The following is a 19,705-nucleotide window of genomic DNA, read 5'->3' as shown; positions in this document are numbered from 1 at the left end:
TTATTGGCGAACCATGCTGGCGGAATCCAGCCCAGGTTGCTGCGGGGTTTCAGGATTCACAGGAACCACGGCGGGAGGAGAAACGGGAGCCTGGGACGGAGGAGCGACCGGGGACGGTATCGGCATGGACGGTGGAGCCACGCCGCCAGCGCCGCCGGAACCGGGGGCGCGTTCGATCAGCGGCACGAACTGCTCGCTGCCGCCGGAGCGCATCACCACGCCGGAAGCGGTGATCCGGGCCAATTCCCAGCCGTCCGGCGTTGTCTTGCCCTGCAGCAAGGCCACCGAGCGGCCATTGTCATCGATCACGGCGAAGCCCGGCACGCCGGAAGCCTGCGGCGCGTACACGCCTATCAGCCGCACCGGCGGCAAGGCAACCGCCTGCTGCGCCACCGGCTCGCCAAACCAATGCGCAATCGCCACCTTGGCGGCGGCGGATTGCGGCGCTGGCTCGCTTAAGCCTCGCCACTGCTTGGCGGCGGGGCCGAACCACGGCGCCACGGCCGTGCCCAGCCACATGGCGGCGCCTGCCAGCGCCAGCCAGGGCAAGGCGGCGACCAGACGCCCCAGCGCCGCCGCCGACGGCACCAACCGCTTCCCCTTTTCACTCCAATGGACCACTTGCTTCATGCATTTGGGCTTCTGTTATATGAGATAAGCAAAGCTCCACAAGGGGAGCCGCACGACACACCAAGCATGCTTGCTCTTGTTAGAACCTGTTCAAAGTCTGCGACGCTTCGGCGCTAGGGCGTTGAAAACATCTTCAGCATGCTCATCTACCGTATGCTTCTTCAGCCGCAACGCCTTGTCTCGCTCTTGCTCGCGAGACTTTGAGCGCGCTCTCAAGAGTCGCCAAAAACCCCAGTGCTGCACCGATTGCCGTCGTCTGATGCGCTATCGGCCTCTGCGCGTCTCGTCTCAAGGTCTCCAAGCCAGCCCGCTCGGCGGACAAACGCGTACGACAGCCTGTTCACCAAAACAGCTTGTTTGAGGCTCTGTGCAGCAAATTATTCGCACGACAAATAGATACAGTCAACGCAAAAAATGACTATATCGCATATCGAATTCAACATCATTAAATTTGTCGCCATCAAGCAATGATTGAGCAATGGCAGCCATATGGCATGCCCATGACGCAATTCCGTCCGCGCGCCTTAATCGGGACAGGATAATGGAAATTCTCGCCCTAATCCTGATGGCCTAGCCTGCGGACTCATCAATATTGCCACGAATCGTAGAGACTACTTACTCTTTATGTAATGAAAATAGAGCGCTACAGACAAGCCGATGCCAAGCAAAAGCAGCAGCAGGATCAGCCAGGGGGGTATTAGCCACCCCGATACTGGACTAACAAGAATAGTCGAAAAGGAAAAATACACGATCAATATTGCGACTCTTTTACCGCCCGCATACATGGAGCCCGCCGCGCCAAGCAAGGCAAGCAGGGCTCCGATAAGCGCGGGCGTAAAAATCAGGCTGGCGACAAAAGCCAATACCGACAAAAACAAGCCAAACCATCCCGCCCACAAGCCCAGCCTCATCCTCCATTTGGGCATCATTGCTTCCTTTCACTCTGGCTTTTGGCCCCTCTTGTAGCATCGCTGCTGATTCTTTCGGCAATCGCCATCGCCTCCTCCCGGTTTATATTCAAAGCGCTGATCGCCCACCCACCCCTCATCTGCCCAACAAGCATTGATCATCTGCTTCCTGTTTGAGCCATACAAGCACTCAAGCATTGCAGTCCTCGTGATGACTCACGCCTATTATCCGCAACACTCGTGCGAGCACTGACTCAAATGACTGCACATCAGCGATACCTCTATATGGCCAACAACACCGTCTCTCCTATCCAAATCCAGATTTACCGGGCCTCCCAGCCCTAAGAGCCTGTTCAAAGTCTCGCGAGCAAGGGCGAGACAAGGCGAAAACGAGCAAAAAAGCGGAATGTACACGTGGTACATGAGCATTTTGAGCTTGTTTTCAACGCCGTATCGCCGAAGCGCAGCAGACTTTGAACAGGTTCTAAGCACACCGGCCAATCACACCTTATACAAGCCGTTCGACTTAGGGCCGCCAATAAAAATCAATTTCACGCCCGAGGCAAATTAGCGGAACGCAGCATTAGGAATTTCATTAGCCACTCTCAAGCATTATTGAAAGAAGAAACGGCCCCAGAAACAGGCAAGGTAAATATCAAAACTGTGATTAGTACAGCCTCTAAATATGAAAAATACTCAACCATATAAGTTCAGGCAGACTCAAACTTTATTGGCCATTTACCTCACGCCGAAAAGCTTGACTATTTAAAATTAAACAAACCACTCTAGTCAACGCAACGAGAGCCCCCATCAAAAACCGCATCATCCGTACCACATCAACATAAAGACAAATTATATTTTTCTCAAAAAATAAATGCATTTAATAAAAAAGCCGCACTTCACAGTGCGGCTTTTACTGACTAGCTATGCAAAATCAGAACCAGGCTTCATCCATCTCCAGCACGCTGTCCGCGCCCGCGACGATGGCCGCGGCCAAGCCTCCCACCTGCGGCAGCAGGTGCTCGCCATAAAAACGCGCGGTGGCCAGCTTGGCCTGCAGGAAGTCCTGATCCACCTCGGCCTCACCCAGCCTGGCCTTGGCGATCAAGGCCGCGCGAGCCATCTGCCAGCCGCCCAGGGTGATGCCCATCAGCTTGAGGAAAGGCACCGAGCCGGCGGCCGCCCGCTGCGGCTGCTCGGCGAAGGTCGCCAGGATAAAATCGACGCAGCCGCGCGCCTGCTTGACCGCCTCATCCAGATTGTCCGCCAGACTTGCCAGCCCGGCCGCGCGCAATTTGGCCACGCAGCCCGTGGCCTCTTCCAGCAAGGCGCGCGCGGTGGCGCCACCATCGCTGGCGGTCTTGCGCCCGATCAGGTCCAGCGCCTGGATGCCGGTGGTGCCTTCGTAAATCGCGGTGATGCGCGCGTCGCGGTAATACTGGGCGACGCCGGTTTCCTCGATATAGCCCATGCCGCCATGCACTTGCAGCGCCAGGCTGGTGATTTCATTGGCCTGCTCGGTGTTCCAGCCCTTGACCACGGGAATCAGGAAATTGACCAATGCCTGGTTGCGCGCCGCTTCGCTGGCCACCGGGTGGCGCGCGGCGCGATCCAGCGCCGCCGCCGCATACAAGGTCAGCGCCCGCTGCGCTTCCACTTGGGCGCGCATGGTCAGCAGCATGCGGCGCACGTCAGGATGGCGGATGATGGCCACGCCGCTGGGATCGGGCGAGCCCACTGCGCGGCTCTGCACCCGCTCGCGCGCGTATTCCACCGCTTTCTGGTAGGCGCGCTCCGACACCGCCATGCCTTCAATGCCCACGCCCAAGCGCGCGTGATTCATCATGGTGAACATATAGTTCAAGCCTTTATTGGCTTCACCGACCAGATAGCCGATCGCGCCGTCCTGGTCGCCGAAGCTCATCACCGCGGTGGGACTGCCGTGGATGCCTAGCTTGTGCTCCAGCGACACGCAACGCACATCGTTGCGCGCGCCCAGGCTGCCATCGGCGTTGACTAGGAATTTGGGCACGATGAACAGCGAAATCCCTTTCACCCCGGCCGGCGCGTCCGGCAGCCGTGCCAGCACCAAGTGGACGATGTTGTCCGCCATATCGTGCTCGCCCCAGGTGATGAAGATTTTCTGGCCGCTGATGCGGTAGCTGCCATCCGCCTGCGGCAGCGCCTTGCTGCGAACCTGTGCCAGGTCGGAGCCGGCCTGCGGCTCGGTCAAATTCATGGTGCCGGTCCATTCACCGCTGGACATGCGCGGCAGATAGATACTCTTGAGTCCGTCCGACGCGTGGTGATGGATGGCCTCGACCGCGCCCAGGGTCAGCAGCGGCGCCAGCGAAAATGCCAGATTGGCCGAGCACCACATCTCCTCGGCCGCGGCCGCCACCAAGGCCGGCATGCCCTGACCGCCATAGGCTTCCGGCGCGCGCAGCCCCACCCAGCCGGCCTCGACATACTGCTGCCAGGCATCCTTGAAACCGGGCGCGGCGCTGACTTCGCCATCGCGCCATGTCGCGCCCTGGTCGCCCTGCTTGTTGATCGGCGCCAGCACGCCTTCGGCGAACTTGGCTCCCTCTTCCAGAATGGCGTCCACCAGTTCCACCGAACATTCGCCATAGCCGGGCAAGCCGCAGATGGCCGGCAGTTCGGCCAGCTCGTTGAGCGCGAATTGAATGTCCTTGATCGGTGCTTGATAAATCATCGCCTTCTCCTCGTGTTTGGATGGCTGGGACCGCCGGTTCGGCCGGCAATCGGTTTCTATTTGCAGACATGGAAAAGCCGGCAAGCGCCGCGACGGGTCCGGACCGCATCGGGCCGATGACTGCGCGCGGGCGTTGCCGGCTGAATATTATTGTTCCGACGGCCGTGCGGCACGCCGAACCCTGTCCACGCCGTCGAGAAACTCGCGGCGCGGATCCGGGATTATTTGGACAACTCGGCCATCAACTCCGGCACCACGGTGAACAGGTCGCCGACGATGCCGTAATCCGCCACCTGGAAGATGGGCGCTTCCTCGTCCTTGTTGATGGCAACGATCACCTTGGAGTCCTTCATGCCGGCCAGGTGCTGGATCGCGCCGGAGATGCCGACCGCGAAGTACAGCTGCGGCGCCACTACTTTTCCGGTCTGACCCACCTGGTAGTCGTTCGGCGCATAGCCGGCGTCCACCGCGGCGCGGGAAGCGCCGACAGCGGCGGAGAGCTTGTCCGCCAGCGGATCAATCACCGCCTTGAACTGCTCTTCGGAGCCCAAGGCGCGGCCGCCGGAAACGATGACCTTGGCCGAGCCCAGTTCCGGACGATCGGACTTGGTCAGCTCCTGGCCGACAAAGCTGGACAGCTGCGCGTCGGCGGCCGCGGCCACGGTTTCCACCGCGGCGGAACCACCCTGGCCCGCCGCGTCGAAGGCAGTGGTGCGCACGGTGATGACCTTGATCGGGTCGACGGATTGCACGGTGGCCAGCACATTGCCGGCGTAGATGGGCCGCACGAAGGTGTCGGCGGATTCGACGGCGACGATCTCGGAGATCTGCGCCACGTCCAGCAAGGCGGCCACGCGCGGCAGCAGGTTCTTGCCGAAGGAGGACGCAGGCGCCAGCACATGGCTGTAGCTCTTGGCCAGACCGGACACCAGCGCGCCCAAGTTTTCAGCCAAGCCGTGCGCGTAGTGCGCGGCGTCGGCCAGCAGCACCTTGGCGACGCCGGCCACGCTCTTGGCGGCCTCGGCGGCGGCGGCGGCGTTGTGGCCGGCCACCAGCACATGCACTTCGCCCAACTTGGCGGCGGCGGTTACGGTGTTCAGGGTGCCTGCTTTCAGGCTCTGGTTGTCGTGTTCAGCGATAACGAGAATGGCCATGGCTTACAGCACCTTTGCTTCGGTTTTCAGTTTGGCGACCAGCTCAGCGGCATTGGCCACCTTGATGCCGGCGCTGCGCTTGGAGGGCTCGGCGACCTTCAGCGTCTTCAGACGCGGCGCCGGGTCCACGCCCAACTCAGCCGGCGTGGTCTTGTCCAGCGGCTTTTTCTTGGCGGCCATGATATTGGGCAGCTTGATGAAGCGCGGCTCGTTCAGGCGCAGGTCGGAGGTGACCACCGCCGGCAGACGCAGCTTGACGGTTTCCAGGCCGCCGTCGATCTCACGGGTGACATCCACGGTTTCAGCGCTCAAATCCACCTTGGACGCGAACGTGCCCTGGCCCCAACCCAGCAGCGCCGACACCATCTGACCGGTCTGGTTGGCATCGTCGTCGATCGCCTGCTTGCCGACGATCAAGAGCTGCGGCTGTTCCTTGTCCGCCACCGCTTTCAGCAGCTTGGCCACCGCCAGCGGCTGCAGCTCGGCATCGGTTTCCACCAGGATGGCACGATCCGCGCCCATCGCCAGCGCGGTGCGCAGCGTTTCCTCGCATTGCTTGACGCCCAGCGACACCGCGACGATTTCGCTGACCTTGCCGGCTTCCTTGAGGCGCACCGCCTCTTCCACCGCGATTTCATCAAACGGGTTCATCGACATCTTGACGTTGGCGATATCCACGTCAGTGCCGTCGGCCTTGACCCGAACCTTCACGTTGTAATCCACAACGCGTTTCACAGCGACTAGAACTTTCATATTCCTCCAACAAACCTCTGGACATCTCTTAAAGAAACCTGGGGCGGCCTGGCGCCGCCGCCGCGCCATCATTGGGCGGCCGTTTCAGAAATGCCGCCGTCTGGATTGATCGAACGCGGAAGCAGCAATTGCCGAAGCAAGCTTGATTATGCCTCAAGCACAAATTCAAACGAGCGTTTGGTTGACATGCATTGCATGCGGCGTGGCAAAAACGCAACTTGCCGCCGATAGTACGTGATTTCTCGGCAATTTGCATTTCAGCCCAAAGCTGTCACAATGCAGTGCAGCATTTTCCCGTCATAATCAAGTCAGGAGCGGTCATGACTGTCTGGTTTGAAGATCTTCAGCTCGGCGATTCCGCCGAATTCGGCAAGACCATTACCGAAGCCGACGTGCTGATGTTCGCCGCCGTATCCGGCGACAACAACCCGGTGCACATCAATCAGGAATACGCGGAGCAAACACCGTTCGAGACTCGCATCGCGCACGGCATGCTGACGGCCAGCCTGATTTCCACGGTTGTTGGCACCCAGCTACCCGGCCACGGCACCATCTACCTGTCGCAATCCACCCGCTTCAAGGCCCCGGTGCGCATCGGCGACACCGTGATTGCCCGCGCCACCGTGATCGAGCTGAATCCGGACAAGCACTTCGTCAAACTGGCGACGCAGTGCACGGTCCGCGGCAAGGTGGTGCTGGAAGGCGAATCCCTGGTCAAGGCGCCCAGCAAAAACTGAGTGTCACCCCATGACGCCGTGCCGAGCCAGCGCCCAGCGCACCGGCTCGGCCACCATCTCGTCGGGAAAATCCAAGCGCGCGCGCAGCCCCGCCACCACATCCGGCGTGGTGGGCGCGTTGCCCAGGCCCACCGCCAAATTGGACAGCCATTTTACATAGCCGATGCGGTAGATCGGGCTGCCAGCCATCTTCTGCTTGAACTCGGCCTCGCTCCAAGCGAACAACTCTAGCAAGCTCACGTCGTCCAGACCATGACGCACCGCAAAATCGGCCTCGGCGCTGTCCACCGCGAAACGGTTCCAAGGACAGAACAGCTGGCAATCATCGCAGCCGTAAACGCGGTTGCCGATCAAGGGCCGCATCTCCTCCGGAATCGCCCGCTTCAGTTCTATCGTCAGATAGGAAATGCAGCGGCGCGCGTCCACGGTATACGGCGCGACGATGGCCGCGGTGGGACAGACATCGATGCAGCGGGTGCAGCGGCCGCAATGGCCGTCTTCCGCCTCGTCCTCGGGCAAGGGCAGATCGGTGAACAACTCGCCCAGGAAGAACAGCGAGCCCTGATTCTTGGTCAACAGCAGGGTGTGCTTGCCGCGCCAGCCCAGGCCGGCCTGGGCCGCCAGCGCCACTTCGGCCACCGGCGCGCTATCGGTGAACACCCGGTAGCCGAAATCGCCGATCTCCCGCTTGATCCGGTCCGCCAGCGCCTGCAGCCGGTTGCGCAGCACCTTGTGATAGTCGCGCCCCAGCGCGTAGCGCGATAGATAGGCGCGTCCGCCATCGGCCAGCACCTCGGCGGGATCGCGGGCTTGCGGCCAGTAATGCATGCGCAGCGACACGATGGACAAGGTGCCGGGCACCAGATCGGCTGGTTTGACCCGCAGCGCGCCGTGGCGGGCCATATAGTCCATTTCGCCGTGATAGCCGGCGGCAAGCCAGGCATCCAGCTTCTGCTCGGCCTCCGGCGGCAGGCTGGCGCGACCGATTCTGGCATCGGCAAACCCCAATTCTCGCGCCCAGGCTTTGATTTGGCGCGCCAATTCGGGATAATCCGGTTTTTGTAAAGAGTTTTCGGTCATGGCCATGGATGATACCAGCGTTCGCTGCGGCTACCTGGAAGATGAAACCGCCACCCTGGCGCTGGGCAAAGCTTTCGCCGAGGCGGCGCAAGCCGGCCTCGTCGTATACCTGCTTGGCGATCTGGGCGCTGGCAAAACCACCTTCACGCGCGGCCTGCTGACCGCGCTCGGCCATGCCGGCAAGGTGAAAAGCCCCACCTATACTTTGGTGGAAAGCTATCCGCTTTCTCACTATAGCGTGCACCATTTCGACCTGTACCGCTTCGCCGATCCGGAAGAATGGGAGGATGCCGGCTTTCGCGAACACTTCGGTCAGGACAGCCTGTGCTTGGTCGAATGGCCAGACAAGGCAGCGGATTTGCTGCCGCGCGCCGACATCGTGCTGGAACTAGCCGTGGCCGGAAACGGTCGCAATTATCGTTTACTCGCCCACTCTGAAACCGGACAGTCATGCCTGATTCGACTTTCGATCCCTTCCGCCGCCGTCTGATCGGCGCGGCCGCAGCCACCTTCATGCTGTCGGTGAGCCGCATCGGCTTTGCCGCCAGCAGCCAGATCGTCGCCCTGCGCATCTGGCCGGCGTCCACTTACACCCGCATCACGCTGGAAGCCAGCGAGGCAATCCAGTACAAGCAATTCACCATCGCCAACCCGAACCGGCTGGTGATAGACCTGCAAGGCGTGCAACTCAATAGCGTGCTCAAGGACATCGGCGGTCAGATTTCCGCCGCCGACCCCTATATCAAGACCGCTCGCGCCGGCCAGTTCGATCCGGAAACCGTGCGCCTGGTGCTGGAACTGAAAGCCGACGTCAAGCCGCAGGCTTTCACGCTGGCACCAGTGGCCGAGTACAAGCACCGACTGGTGGTGGACCTCTACCCAGCCGGGGGCCAGCAGGACGATCCCTTGCTGGCGCTGCTGCAGGACTACAACAAAGGCAAGCTGGAACAACCGGCGCCGCAGATCAAGCCCAAGAAAAAAGACAGCGGCCGCCCCATCATCGTGATGCTGGACCCTGGTCATGGCGGCGAAGACCCCGGCGCCGTCGGTCTGAATGGCACGCGTGAAAAGGACGTGGTGCTGCGCATCGGCAAGCAGTTGAAACGGCTGATCGATGCGGAAAGCAATATGAAAGCCTATATGACCCGCGAGGAAGACGTGTTCATCCCGCTGGGCGTGCGGGTGGCCAAGGCGCGCAAGCTGAACGCGGATCTATTCGTCTCCATTCACGCCGATGCCGCGCCCAACCGCGCCGCGCGCGGCTCTTCGGTGTTCGCCTTGTCTGAAAAAGGCGCCACCAGCGCTTTCGCCAAGGCCCTGGCGCAAAGCCAGAACGACGCCGACCTGATTGGCGGCGTCAAGATAGGCAGCAAGGACAAATACCTGGCCCACACTCTGCTGGACCTGACTCAAACCGCTACCATCAATGACAGCCTGAAGTTGGGCAAGACCGTGCTGGGCCATTTGGGCGGCCTCAACAAGCTACACAAGAGCGCGGTGGAGCAAGCCGGCTTCGCGGTGCTGAAGGCGCCGGACATTCCGTCCATCCTGGTGGAAACCGCCTTCATCTCCAATCCGGAGGAGGAGCAGCGCCTGCTCAGCAGCGATTTCCAGCAGCAAATGGCCAACGCCATTTTCACCGGCATGAAGGGCTATTTCTCGCAGGGCGCGGCGCTGGCCGCCCGAGCCTGAGTCCAAGCCAAAAACAAACAGGTCCCTGACGGGACCTGTTTGTTTATCGGCTCTCCGGTGCTCACTCGCCGCGGCTCGCCTCGCTCGGCGACTCTTCCTGCGCCGGCACCCGATAGCTTTCCGTCGCCCACTCGCCCAAATCGATCAGACGGCAGCGCTTGCTGCAGAACGGGCGGAACTGGCTTTGCGGTTCCCAGCGCACCGGGGCGCGGCAGGTGGGACAGGCGACAACGCGAACGGAATCAGACATGGCTTCTCAAAACTTGGCTACAGATCGGCAAAAGCCGGTCAGAACTTGCAATTGGTCAGGTGAAATTCGACATCCTGCTCGGTCTGACGCGGCCGGGACTCCCCGGTCACCGCGCTGACGAAGCGGATATTGAGTGCGTATTTGTTGGCGGACAGCTCGGGCAGCAACTCCAGGCCGCCATCATAGGCGACGCGGATCAGTTGCACCACCTTCCCTCCCGACATCTGCTGGAACACGCCGCGACGCGCCACATAGTGGTGAGTCTTGCCGCTGTCGCGCAGCAAGGTCAGCAGGATGCCCGCGGCCTCCGCGGTCGGCATCAGCGGCGTGGCCCAGCGTTTGATGTCCTGACGCCGCACCTCCGCCGTTTTTTGCTGCCATAGGTGGTAGGACGGTAGATCGAACTGGCAGGTGCCTCCGGGAATGCCCGCGCGCTGCTTGATCGCCATCAGCCATTCATTCTCGCGCAGGTGCTGGCCGAACTTTCCGGTCAAGGCCAACAACCGGCTGGACGCGTGCTCGATATCTTCCAGCACGCCTTCCAAAGTTTCCTCCGCTACCTGCGGATTCTCGCGCAGCGCTTCCAACATCTGCTTCTGCCGCTCCAGCTCCTGCAACAGATCCGCCTTCAAGTCGGCGCGCGAGGCGGTTTCCATCAGCTCGAACAACACCAGCAGCGCTGCATGATGGTCATAGGGATGGTCCTTGCCAATGAAATGCCCCAGGCGTGCGTAGAGATGCTCCAGGCGGAGCAGGATGCGGGTTCGCTCGGTGACGGGAAACTCAAAACTGATCACGGCGCATCGGCCCTTCTGCTTGGCTCGCGAGAGCCCGGTTATGGTCTATCGGCTAGGCTGGCAAGATAATAATCGTGTTTGGCGTCGACTTGAAGCCTCAATGCAGCCAAGCTGTCATTATTACAAATTATATCGTCGGCTTGCGCGCGCCGCTGCGCGCGCGAGCATTGCGCCGCCATGATCGCGCGCACCGCGGCCTCATCCAGGCCATTACGCTGCATCACCCGCTCAATCTGGATGGCTTCATCGCAATCCACCAATAAAGTACGCGCCAGCAAGGGCAGATAATGCCCGGACTCGAACAGCAAGGGCACCACCAGCACGCTATAGGCGCCGTGCGCCGCCGCGAGCCGCGCAATGCTTTCCTGGCGGATCATAGGATGCAGCACACCCTCCAGGCGCTGGCGGCTATCGGCATCGGCAAATACCCGCTCGCGCATCCAAGCGCGATCCAAAGCGCCGTCGGCGCGCATCACGCCGGCACCGAACTCCGCCACCAAGGCCGGCATTGCCGCGCCTTGCGGCCCAGTCAGCTCATGCGCGATGCGGTCGGTATCGATCACGGGCACGCCCAGTTCGGCGAAACGGTCTGCCGCGGCGCTCTTGCCGGAACCGATGCCTCCGGTCAGTCCCACAACTTTAATAGCCATGCAAATACCAATTCACTATGCCCGGCCCCCAGATCAGCGCGACCCAGCCGGCGACGGCAAGATAGGGGCCAAACGGCAAGGGTTGGCCACGACCGTGCTTGGCCAGCAGGATCAAGCCTACGCCCACCAACGCCCCCACCAACGACGACAGCAGGATCACCAATGGCAGCAAGGTCCATCCCAGCCATGCGCCCAGCGCCGCCAGCAGCTTGAAATCGCCGTAACCCATGCCCTCCTTGCCGGTGGCCAGCTTGAAGCCGTGAAACAACAGCCACAAACTCAAATAGCCCGCCATCGCGCCTATCACCGCTTCCGCCAGCGGAACGGTGCCGGTCAGCAGATTGAACAGCAAGCCGCCCCATAGCAGGGGCAGGGTCAGATTATCCGGCAACAGCTGCGTGTCCGCGTCGATAAAGGCCAAGGCCAGCAACACCGCGCTCAACGCCATATAGGCCGGCAATTGCGCGGACCAGCCGTAGCGCCAGGCCAGGAAGGCGAATACCAACCCGGTCAACAACTCCACCGCCGGATAACGCCAGCTGATCTTGGCCTGGCAACCGCCACAGCGTCCGCTCAACAGCACGAAGCTCAACAAGGGGATGTTCTGCCACGGCCGCACTTCGGCCCGGCACTGCGGACAATGCGAAGCCGGCCTCAGTAAATTGTAAGCCTCGGCCTCCTCCGCCTCTCCCTGTTGCAAGCAATCGACGCAATTCCTGTGCCACTCGGCCTCCAACATCTTGGGCAAGCGATGAATGACTACGTTCAGAAAACTGCCCAGCAACAAACCCAACACCAGCACCACGCCGGCAAACGCCAAGGGATACGCGCCGGCAATCCAGCGCCACTCATCTATCATCCAACCACCTGCCCCATCTTGAAAATCGGCATATACATCGCAATGATCAAGCCGCCGATCAACACCCCCAGAATCACCATGATGGCCGGTTCCAGCAAGCTGGACAGCGCGGCCACCGCATTGTCGACTTCTTCTTCGTAGAAATCCGCCACCTTGTCCAGCATCTGGTCCAGCGAGCCGGACTCCTCGCCGATCGAAGTCATTTGCAACACCATATTGGGGAACAGATCCGTGCGCTGCATCGAATAATTCAGGCTGGAGCCGGCGCTGACATCGCTTTGAATGCGCTTGGTGGCGTCAGCGTAAACCTGATTGCCGGAAGCGCCGCCCACAGAATCCAGCGCCTCCACCAAGGGCACGCCGGCGGCGAACAAGGTGGACAGGGTGCGCGCCCAGCGCGCGATGGTGGCCTTGCGGATAATGTCGCCGATCACCGGCAGCCGCAATAGCACGCGATCCAGCTTTTCCTGCAGCTTGGGCGTGCGCTTGAACGCATACAGAAAACCGAACAGGCCACCGAAAATCACCCCGAAAATCAACCACCAGTAATGGACGAAGCCATCCGATAGCCAGATCACGAATAGCGTCGGCGCCGGCAGATTGGCACCAAAGCTGGAGAACAGATCCTTGAAGGCCGGAATCACGTAAATCATGATGACGGCGGTGATGATCAAGGCGGTGCCGACAATGGCCGACGGATAAATCAACGCCGACTTGATCTTGCCCTTGATCGCCATCACCTTTTCCTTATAGGTGGCCAGCTTTTCCAGCAAGGAGTCCAGCACCCCGCCGGTTTCACCGGCGGCGATGATGTTGCAGAACAGCTTGTCGAAGTACAGCGGACGCTTGCGGAAAGCCTCCGCCAACGACAAGCCGGTTTCCACATCCGCGCGCACCTCCAGCAACATCTTGGTCACCGCTGGATTGCTATGCCCCTTGGCGGCGATGTCAAATGCCTGCAGCAGCGGCACGCCGGCGCGCATCATGGTCGCCAGCTGCCGCGTGAACAAGGTGATGTCCTTCTCCGTGATGCGCTTGCCAAAACCGGCGCGCCGACGCTTGATCTTGACGACGTTGATGCCCTGACGCCGCAGCTGGGTCTTGGCCACCGCCTCGGACTCCGCCCGCAATTCCCCGCGTATCGCCTTGCCCGCCCTGTCCTTGCCTTCCCATTCCCAGACAAAGCCCGGCGTCGCTTTTTTCGCTACCGTGACTGCCATTCCATGGCCTCTTTCTTATTCCAAGCTTTCAGAGCCGCCGATCAAGCGCGGCTGGATCCCTAATCTCATGCTTATTCATTGGTCACCGCCTCGATCTCGGTCAGCGAGGTCAACCCGGCCTTGACCTTGAGCAGGCCGGCGTGGCGCAGATCCACCATGCCCTCCTGCCGCGCCAAGTCGGCGATGTCGATGGCGGTGCCATTCTGCATGATCAGCCGCGTCATCGCATCGGTGATCGGCATCACTTCGTAGATGCCGGTACGGCCGCGATAACCGGTATTGCGGCACTCTTCGCAGCCCACCGGCGCATACGGCTTCCAGCTGCCATCCAGCTCTTCTTTCTTGAAGCCGGCGCGCAGCAGCGCTGCCTCGGGGATGTCCGCCGGCTTCTTGCAATGCGCACACAGGCGTCGCGCCAGGCGCTGCGCCATGATCAACAACACCGAGCTGGCGATATTGAACGGCGCCACCCCCATGTTCAACATCCGCGTCAGCGTGGCCGGCGCATTATTGGTGTGCAGGGTGGAGAACACCATGTGGCCGGTCTGCGCCGCCTTGATCGCGATGTCGGCGGTTTCGAAATCCCGGATCTCCCCCACCATGATCACGTCCGGATCCTGGCGTAGAAAGGCTTTCAAGGCCGAGGCGAAAGTCAGGCCGGCCCTTTCGTTGACGTTGACCTGGTTGATGCCCGGCAAGTTGATTTCCACCGGGTCCTCGGCGGTGGCGATATTGATATCCGGCTTGTTCAGCAGATTGAGGCAGGTGTACAAGGACACTGTTTTACCGCTGCCGGTAGGCCCGGTGACCAGCACCATGCCATAGGGGCGCGCAATCGCGTCCAGCAGCAAGCGCTTCTGTTCCGGTTCGAAGCCCAGTTGCTCGATGTCCAGGTTCGCCGCCGACGAATCCAGGATACGCATCACGATCTTCTCGCCATACAAGGTGGGCAAAGTGCTGACCCGGAAGTCGATCGCGCGCGCCTTGGAGATCACCAACTTCATCCGGCCATCCTGCGGCACCCGCTTTTCCGAGATGTCCAGCTTGGAAATGACCTTGATCCGCGAGGCGATCTTTTCCTTCAACACCAGGGGCGGCTGCGATACCTCTTTCAGCACGCCATCCACCCGATAGCGGATGCGATAGAACTTCTCGTACGGTTCGAAATGAATATCGGATGCGCCACCATTGATCGCGTCCAGCAATACCTTGTGGATGAACTTGACCACTGGCGCATCATCCACGTCCGGCTGCGCGCCACTCTCTGCCGGCGCGTCAGGATCGGCAAACTCGAGATCGCCGAAATCCTCGTTCTCCAATGCCTTGATCGCGGCGGTGGCGTCCTCGTTGTACTTGCCGAGCATCTTGCCCAGCTTGTCGTCCTCCACCACCACCACTTCCACCGTCATGCCGGTTTTGAAGGTGATCGCGTGATAGGCCGAGGTCTGGGTAGGGTCCGAGGTACCGACGTAGAGCTTGTTGCCGCGCTTGAGCAAGGGCAACAACCGTCGGCTGGCGATCAATTCATCATCTACCAAGCCCTTGGGCAGTTGCTCCAGGTCGACGGCGGACATGTCCAGCAAGGGATAGCCGAAGGTCTTGGACGCGAACATCGCAATTTCCTGGGCATTCATCTTCTTGCTCTGGATCAGCTGCTCGACAAAGCTGATATGCGATGCCAGCGACTGCCGCAGAATCGCGTCGGCATCCTGCTGCAGCAACATATTGTTTTGCACCAGGGCTCGACCCAAGCCGGAAATTCCCGCCGAAGCTTCCATACGCTTGCAACCTACCTAAAGGACAGAATTGACGATGCGGCGACCGAAACGGAGCCAGAACCCAGCCCCCTCAAGACAACAAAGCCGCCGTTACAACATTATATGCAAAATGTGGGGGGCACTTTGACTTAAATCCCGGAGCAGGACAATTCAAAGCTTCGTTGCGCCAAAATAAAAAAGGACTGCCGTAGCAGTCCTTTCAAGATCAAACTCAGGCTGACTTAGAAGCGATGCACCAAGCCCAGGCCGAAGCTGTTTTCCCTAGCCAGCGCGCCATCTTTCCACTTCACATTACCATAGGAAGTGTAGACGTCGGTCCGCTTGGACAAGGAGTAATCCAGCGCCAACACGAACTGATCATAGCCCGAGTTCGAGAAGTTATTACCGCCAACGCTGACATCATAACCTTTGACATAGGAGAAATACGGGGTCAGAGAGCCAAAGGTATAGCCCACAGTCAAAGCGGCTTCCTTGGTTTTGATTCGCTGAGTCGTATCAAAAGAAGCTGCGGTTATTTGCGCATTGGCAGACTTGGCGTAAGCATTCAAAGCATTTACGTTGTAAACCACACCAGCATCATCCGTGAACGTCGTTACACCACCAGTTGTGGAGGTGGCCAGGTAGCCCTCAATCTGTTGATAGCCCAAAGCCACATACAGATTATTGGCGTTGTAACCAGCCTCCAAGCGATGCCAATTCTTAACTCCGCCACGCTTGTCTGCATCACCCCAGTTCTGGTAGTTGTACTTGCCGAAGAAGCCGGAGTTTTCGTAGCTCAGACCCAAGTTCCAGGTCTGATTGTTGGTGCGCGAACCGCTATTCGGGTCAATCTTGCGATTTTCATCTGCACCGTACAGGAAGGCAAAGCTGAAGCCATACCAATTTGGACTGTCGTAACGGATCGAGTTGTTTTGACGACCATCCAACCGGGTGAACATACCCAGACCGCCGACACTCTCATCACTGTAGAAGCCAGGATCCACTTGTTCCATCATGTCGTTGGCGTAGTTGGACAAGCGCCCCAAACGGACTTTACCCCAATTGTCGCCGGCCAAGCCGATGAAGCTATCGCGGGTGGCGAAGCTATCACTGGAGCTACCATTCTTGTTGCCGTTGGTGCCGTCGATATGCACGCGGTTTTCCACCTGCCAGATCGCCTTCAGGCCATTGCCCAGATCTTCATTGCCCTTGAAGCCGATGCGGGAAGTCCAGTCGTTGATCTGGGAGGTGCCTTGCGGCTTGCCATTGGCATCAACCCCAGCACTGGAATTGTAGGTCTTGTTGTACTCGTAACCGCCACGGATTTCACCGTAGATGGTAACGTCGGCCATCGCGGCAGCGGCCGGCATCAGGGCGGCGATTGCAAGAGCGATATGCGTCTTGTTCATTGCAGTTCCTTTCAAGTCAGTTGATATTGTCCTGTTGATTTCGCTAGTTCTAAGGCCAGAGAATCCGGACATTTATGTGTCACCGATATGCTCCGGTGATTGCTAGCCTCAATATAAGACCAGCGTTGCGAAAAAACAAAAACAGCATGCGCTTTCGACAAAAAACCAAGCAAAAAAACAACACACAGTGGCTAACACATTGTTTCACATAGCCTACAAAGCACAGCCGGACGGCTTGCAAGATGCAAATACACAACACAAGCCAAAGTTTATTGCAAAAAAACAACAGATCATCGCAAATAAAATGGACCATTCATTGTCAGACAATCACACCGCACCATCCACAACCATGAGCAAGTCCTCACTTTATTGGTTCCGACGCGATTTGCGGTTGGAAGACAACCATGCCCTGCAACAAGCCCTGGCCGCAGGCCATCCTGTGCAATGCGTTTTCATTTTCGACACCAATATCCTGGCCTCCCTTCCCTCTTCGGACCGACGTCTAGGCTTCATCTGGCACTCCTTGCTAGAAATTCGCGACCTACTGCGCGCGGTAGGCGGTGATTTGTGGTGCGAGACCGGAGAACCGCAAGCCATCATTCCCAGGCTCGCCATGCAGTTGGACGCCGATACGGTTTACGCCAATGAGGACTACGAGCCTTATGCGCGCCAGCGCGACCAGGGTATCGCGGCCATCCTCAGCGCTCAGGGCAAGGAGTTGCGCCAATGCAAAGACCAAGTCATCTTCGCCAAAGACGAATTGCTCACCGGCGGCGGCAAGCCTTTCACCGTGTTCACGCCCTATTGCAATGCCTGGCTGAAAAGGTTGACGCCCTACCATAGCCAGTCACGGGAGGTGCCGCCGCTGGCCGGGAGGCTGCGCGCACCGGCGGGCGTTCCAATCATGCCCAGCCTGAGCGAGCTGGGCTTTACCCAGGTCGAACCCTGCCTATTGAAGCCTGGCATGTCCGGTGCGGCGGAGTTGCTCGCCGATTTCTGCCAACAGCGCATTCAGCGCTACCATGAGCAAAGGGACTATCCCGCAGTAAAGGGAGTGTCCTATCTGTCCACTCACTTGCGCTTCGGAACGGTGTCGATACGCCAACTGGTTCAGTTCGCCTGCTTTGACGGCAGCGAAGGCGCGGCTTGCTGGCTGAAGGAATTGATCTGGCGGGAATTCTATCAACAACTGCTCTGGCACTTTCCCGAGGTCGCAGAACACAGTTTCAAGCCGCAATATCGCAACCTTGCTTATCCTAATCGCCAAGATTGGCTGGAAAGCTGGCAGAAAGGACTAAGCGGCTATCCGCTGATTGATGCGGCGATGAGACAGTTGAATCAAACCGGCTATATGCACAACCGGCTGCGGATGGTCGCTGCCAGTTTCCTAGTCAAGGATTTGCTGATCGACTGGCGTCTGGGTGAACGCTATTTCGCGGAAAAGCTGCTGGACTTCGATCTGGCGTCGAACAATGGCGGCTGGCAATGGGCGGCCTCCACCGGCTGCGATGCCCAGCCCTACTTCCGGATTTTCAACCCGGTGGCCCAATCGCAAAAATTCGACCCCGCAGGCCGCTTCATCCGGCGCTATCTGCCTGAGCTGGCGCAACTGGATGATCAGGCGATCCACGCGCCCTGGCTGGCGAAACAATTACCGGACGGCTTTGTGCTTGGGCGCGACTATCCTACTCCCATCGTTGACCATGCCGTCCAACGGCAACAAGCGCTGGCCTTGTTTGGCAGGCAATGAAAAACGCCCGCAAGCGCGGGCGTTTTTCAGCAGGGACAGCCAGGATAAATGGCTCAGGACTTCTTCTTGGCCGCCGGCTTGGAGGCTTCTTTCTTTGCTGTGGCCGGCTTGGCCGCAGCCGGCTTGGCCGCAGGAGCCGCCGCGGGCTTGGCCGCCGCTTTCGGCGCCGCACTGGAAGCGCCGCTAATCGCGATCTCGCTGCGCAACTTTTCCAGGGTCTTATCGCCGATGCCGCTGACGTTCTTCAAATCATCGACGCTCTTGAACGGCCCATTCTTGGCGCGATAATCCACAATCGCCTTGGCTTTGACCGGACCTATGCCTTTCAGTGCTTCCAGTTCCTGCTGACTGGCGGTATTGATGTTGACCGCGGCGAAAGCGGTACTGCAAATCAACATCAGGGCGGCAAACAGGGCAAACAGTTTTTTCATCATCGATCTCCTTGTATGAGGCAAGACTCGGCAACCTCAACTGCGTTGCAGGATCAATTCTATGACGACCTTGCTACCGATGTAAGCCAGCGCCAAGGACAGGAAACCGGCCAAAGTCCAACGAATCGCCACTCGGCCGCGCCAGCCTTGCAGTTTGCGGCCGATCAGCAAGCCGCCGAACAGCAGCCAGGACACGACGGCAAAAACCGTTTTGTGCGTCAGCGCCGCCGCATGGCCAAGCACTTCTTCGGAAAACACCACCCCCGTCAGCAGGGACACCGTCAGTAGCAGGAAGCCGACGCCAATGACCTGGAACATCATTTTTTCCAAGGACAGCAAGGGCGGCAGCTGCTTGACCAGCGGCGATGCCCGCTTATCGTGCAAGGCCTTTTCCAGAAACAACATCAGAATGGCGATCAAGGCGCCGATGGCGAACAGGCTGTAGGCGAACAAGGACACCAGAATATGCAGCACGAAGGCGGGGTTGCTCAGGTCTTGCACCACATGCTGACCAGGAAACAACAAGGCGAAGCCCAGCGCGGCCATGGCCAGCGGCATCATGAACAGCTGCAAGCCCTCAACTCGATAAAAGAAGCTGCAAGTCCAGTAGATCAACAACATGATCCACACCATCACCGATAGGGCGCGCCCCACTCCCAGAGAAAGCAACGGCCCCTGGGTCAGCGGCATCAGCACGGCGATAGCCTGCAGCAGCAGCAGCACGCCCAATAGGCTGTGCTCCAGCCGCGGCTTGCGCGGCCAGCAGGCCAGGCCACGCCAATTGGCGAAGTAGTGCCAGGTGAAAACCCCGTAAGAGAGGATCAGCGCAATAGAAAGTGCGAGCAGGAAGCTGGTCATGGCAGGTGTTTTATCAAAACCGGGTGCAGCCCGGCGGCTCGTGGTAAAATCAAT

General features: G+C 59.5%; 19 protein-coding genes. 4 read left to right on the top strand and 15 right to left on the bottom strand.

Annotation, left to right across the window (positions count from 1 at the left end; translation table 11 throughout):
• From VI26_RS09880 to VI26_RS09860, 5 genes are all read right to left on the bottom strand, one after another.
• Nucleotides 1-630, bottom strand: coding sequence for a hypothetical protein (locus tag VI26_RS09880; RefSeq protein WP_156183826.1), 630 nt, complete (start codon nt 628-630; stop codon nt 1-3).
• Nucleotides 631-1,241: 611 nt separating this feature from the next.
• On the bottom strand, nt 1,242-1,556 hold the full coding sequence (locus VI26_RS09875) for a hypothetical protein (RefSeq protein ID WP_048409552.1): 315 nt from the start codon (nt 1,554-1,556) through the stop codon (nt 1,242-1,244).
• A 916-nt stretch (nt 1,557-2,472) separates the two neighbouring features.
• A complete protein-coding gene (locus VI26_RS09870; protein WP_048409551.1) occupies nt 2,473-4,254 on the bottom strand; it encodes an acyl-CoA dehydrogenase C-terminal domain-containing protein in 1,782 nt (593 codons plus the stop codon).
• Between the two features lie 221 nt (nt 4,255-4,475).
• Nucleotides 4,476-5,408, bottom strand: coding sequence for an electron transfer flavoprotein subunit alpha/FixB family protein (locus tag VI26_RS09865; protein ID WP_048409550.1), 933 nt, complete (start codon nt 5,406-5,408; stop codon nt 4,476-4,478).
• A gap of 3 nt (nt 5,409-5,411) precedes the next feature.
• Nucleotides 5,412-6,161 (bottom strand): electron transfer flavoprotein subunit beta/FixA family protein, encoded by a 750-nt coding sequence (locus VI26_RS09860; RefSeq protein WP_048409549.1) that lies wholly within the window; start codon nt 6,159-6,161, stop codon nt 5,412-5,414.
• A 320-nt stretch (nt 6,162-6,481) separates the two neighbouring features.
• Between VI26_RS09860 and VI26_RS09855 the strand changes: the two genes are divergently transcribed.
• A complete protein-coding gene (locus tag VI26_RS09855; RefSeq protein WP_048409548.1) occupies nt 6,482-6,898 on the top strand; it encodes a MaoC family dehydratase in 417 nt (138 codons plus the stop codon).
• 3 nt (nt 6,899-6,901) lie between these two features.
• Here the strand turns inward: VI26_RS09855 and queG are convergent, their stop codons facing one another.
• A complete protein-coding gene (queG, locus tag VI26_RS09850; RefSeq protein ID WP_048409547.1) occupies nt 6,902-7,978 on the bottom strand; it encodes a tRNA epoxyqueuosine(34) reductase QueG in 1,077 nt (358 codons plus the stop codon).
• A 4-nt stretch (nt 7,979-7,982) separates the two neighbouring features.
• Here queG and tsaE point away from each other — a divergent pair, with 4 nt between their 5' ends.
• Nucleotides 7,983-8,468, top strand: coding sequence for a tRNA (adenosine(37)-N6)-threonylcarbamoyltransferase complex ATPase subunit type 1 TsaE (tsaE, locus tag VI26_RS09845; RefSeq protein WP_369799204.1), 486 nt, complete (start codon nt 7,983-7,985; stop codon nt 8,466-8,468).
• Entirely contained in the window at nt 8,429-9,670 is a 1,242-nt protein-coding gene (locus tag VI26_RS09840; protein ID WP_048409545.1) for an N-acetylmuramoyl-L-alanine amidase, read from the top strand. The genes tsaE and VI26_RS09840 overlap by 40 nt, the downstream gene beginning before the upstream one ends.
• A gap of 61 nt (nt 9,671-9,731) precedes the next feature.
• Here the strand turns inward: VI26_RS09840 and yacG are convergent, their stop codons facing one another.
• The 7 genes from yacG to VI26_RS09805 form a co-directional block, all read right to left on the bottom strand.
• Nucleotides 9,732-9,920, bottom strand: a complete 189-nt coding sequence (yacG, locus tag VI26_RS09835) for a DNA gyrase inhibitor YacG (RefSeq protein WP_048409544.1) — start codon at nt 9,918-9,920, stop codon at nt 9,732-9,734.
• A 38-nt stretch (nt 9,921-9,958) separates the two neighbouring features.
• Nucleotides 9,959-10,717 (bottom strand): cell division protein ZapD, encoded by a 759-nt coding sequence (gene zapD, locus VI26_RS09830; protein ID WP_048409543.1) that lies wholly within the window; start codon nt 10,715-10,717, stop codon nt 9,959-9,961.
• A gap of 38 nt (nt 10,718-10,755) precedes the next feature.
• Nucleotides 10,756-11,367, bottom strand: a complete 612-nt coding sequence (gene coaE / locus VI26_RS09825) for a dephospho-CoA kinase (RefSeq protein WP_048409542.1) — start codon at nt 11,365-11,367, stop codon at nt 10,756-10,758.
• A complete protein-coding gene (locus VI26_RS09820; protein ID WP_048409541.1) occupies nt 11,357-12,226 on the bottom strand; it encodes an A24 family peptidase in 870 nt (289 codons plus the stop codon). The genes coaE and VI26_RS09820 overlap by 11 nt, the downstream gene beginning before the upstream one ends.
• Nucleotides 12,223-13,446: a type II secretion system F family protein gene (locus VI26_RS09815; RefSeq protein ID WP_048409540.1), complete on the bottom strand. Its 1,224-nt coding sequence runs from the start codon at nt 13,444-13,446 to the stop codon at nt 12,223-12,225. The genes VI26_RS09820 and VI26_RS09815 overlap by 4 nt, the downstream gene beginning before the upstream one ends.
• 71 nt (nt 13,447-13,517) lie before the next feature.
• Nucleotides 13,518-15,224 carry a type IV-A pilus assembly ATPase PilB gene (gene pilB, locus VI26_RS09810; protein WP_048409539.1) on the bottom strand — a complete coding sequence of 569 codons (1,707 nt, stop codon included), beginning with the start codon at nt 15,222-15,224 and terminating at the stop codon, nt 13,518-13,520.
• A 221-nt stretch (nt 15,225-15,445) separates the two neighbouring features.
• Nucleotides 15,446-16,612, bottom strand: coding sequence for a porin (locus tag VI26_RS09805; RefSeq protein WP_048409538.1), 1,167 nt, complete (start codon nt 16,610-16,612; stop codon nt 15,446-15,448).
• A 187-nt stretch (nt 16,613-16,799) separates the two neighbouring features.
• On the opposite strand from VI26_RS09805, the gene VI26_RS09800 reads away from it, so the two are divergent.
• On the top strand, nt 16,800-18,362 hold the full coding sequence (locus VI26_RS09800; protein WP_369799200.1) for a deoxyribodipyrimidine photo-lyase: 1,563 nt from the start codon (nt 16,800-16,802) through the stop codon (nt 18,360-18,362).
• A gap of 53 nt (nt 18,363-18,415) precedes the next feature.
• On the opposite strand, the gene VI26_RS09795 is transcribed toward VI26_RS09800, so the two are convergent.
• Both VI26_RS09795 and VI26_RS09790 read right to left on the bottom strand, forming a co-directional pair.
• Complete coding sequence (locus VI26_RS09795; protein WP_048409536.1) at nt 18,416-18,793, bottom strand: helix-hairpin-helix domain-containing protein; 378 nt, start codon at nt 18,791-18,793, stop codon at nt 18,416-18,418.
• Between the two features lie 36 nt (nt 18,794-18,829).
• Entirely contained in the window at nt 18,830-19,651 is an 822-nt protein-coding gene (locus VI26_RS09790; RefSeq protein WP_048409535.1) for an inner membrane protein YpjD, read from the bottom strand.
• Nucleotides 19,652-19,705: the final 54 nt, after the last annotated feature.

The sequence above is a fragment of the Chromobacterium sp. LK1 genome (genome assembly GCF_001043555.1).
In the GTDB taxonomy this organism is placed as follows: domain Bacteria; phylum Pseudomonadota; class Gammaproteobacteria; order Burkholderiales; family Chromobacteriaceae; genus Chromobacterium; species Chromobacterium aquaticum.
The sequence above is the reverse complement of the archived record's forward strand: the minus strand, read 5'-3'. Positions and strand labels throughout refer to the sequence as shown.

Bases quoted from the DNA above. Each gene is read 5' to 3' on its own strand.
- VI26_RS09880 (WP_156183826.1), bottom strand. From the start codon at position 630: ATGAAGCAAGTGGTCCATTGGAGTGAAAAGGGGAAGCGGTTGGTGCCG.
- VI26_RS09875 (WP_048409552.1), bottom strand. From the start codon at position 1,556: ATGCCCAAATGGAGGATGAGGCTGGGCTTGTGGGCGGGATGGTTTGGC.
- VI26_RS09870 (WP_048409551.1), bottom strand. From the start codon at position 4,254: ATGATTTATCAAGCACCGATCAAGGACATTCAATTCGCGCTCAACGAG.
- VI26_RS09865 (WP_048409550.1), bottom strand. From the start codon at position 5,408: ATGGCCATTCTCGTTATCGCTGAACACGACAACCAGAGCCTGAAAGCA.
- VI26_RS09860 (WP_048409549.1), bottom strand. From the start codon at position 6,161: ATGAAAGTTCTAGTCGCTGTGAAACGCGTTGTGGATTACAACGTGAAG.
- VI26_RS09855 (WP_048409548.1), top strand. From the start codon at position 6,482: ATGACTGTCTGGTTTGAAGATCTTCAGCTCGGCGATTCCGCCGAATTC.
- queG (WP_048409547.1), bottom strand. From the start codon at position 7,978: ATGACCGAAAACTCTTTACAAAAACCGGATTATCCCGAATTGGCGCGC.
- tsaE (WP_369799204.1), top strand. From the start codon at position 7,983: ATGGATGATACCAGCGTTCGCTGCGGCTACCTGGAAGATGAAACCGCC.
- VI26_RS09840 (WP_048409545.1), top strand. From the start codon at position 8,429: ATGCCTGATTCGACTTTCGATCCCTTCCGCCGCCGTCTGATCGGCGCG.
- yacG (WP_048409544.1), bottom strand. From the start codon at position 9,920: ATGTCTGATTCCGTTCGCGTTGTCGCCTGTCCCACCTGCCGCGCCCCG.
- coaE (WP_048409542.1), bottom strand. From the start codon at position 11,367: ATGGCTATTAAAGTTGTGGGACTGACCGGAGGCATCGGTTCCGGCAAG.
- VI26_RS09820 (WP_048409541.1), bottom strand. From the start codon at position 12,226: ATGATAGATGAGTGGCGCTGGATTGCCGGCGCGTATCCCTTGGCGTTT.
- VI26_RS09815 (WP_048409540.1), bottom strand. From the start codon at position 13,446: ATGGCAGTCACGGTAGCGAAAAAAGCGACGCCGGGCTTTGTCTGGGAA.
- pilB (WP_048409539.1), bottom strand. From the start codon at position 15,224: ATGGAAGCTTCGGCGGGAATTTCCGGCTTGGGTCGAGCCCTGGTGCAA.
- VI26_RS09805 (WP_048409538.1), bottom strand. From the start codon at position 16,612: ATGAACAAGACGCATATCGCTCTTGCAATCGCCGCCCTGATGCCGGCC.
- VI26_RS09795 (WP_048409536.1), bottom strand. From the start codon at position 18,793: ATGAAAAAACTGTTTGCCCTGTTTGCCGCCCTGATGTTGATTTGCAGT.
- VI26_RS09790 (WP_048409535.1), bottom strand. From the start codon at position 19,651: ATGACCAGCTTCCTGCTCGCACTTTCTATTGCGCTGATCCTCTCTTAC.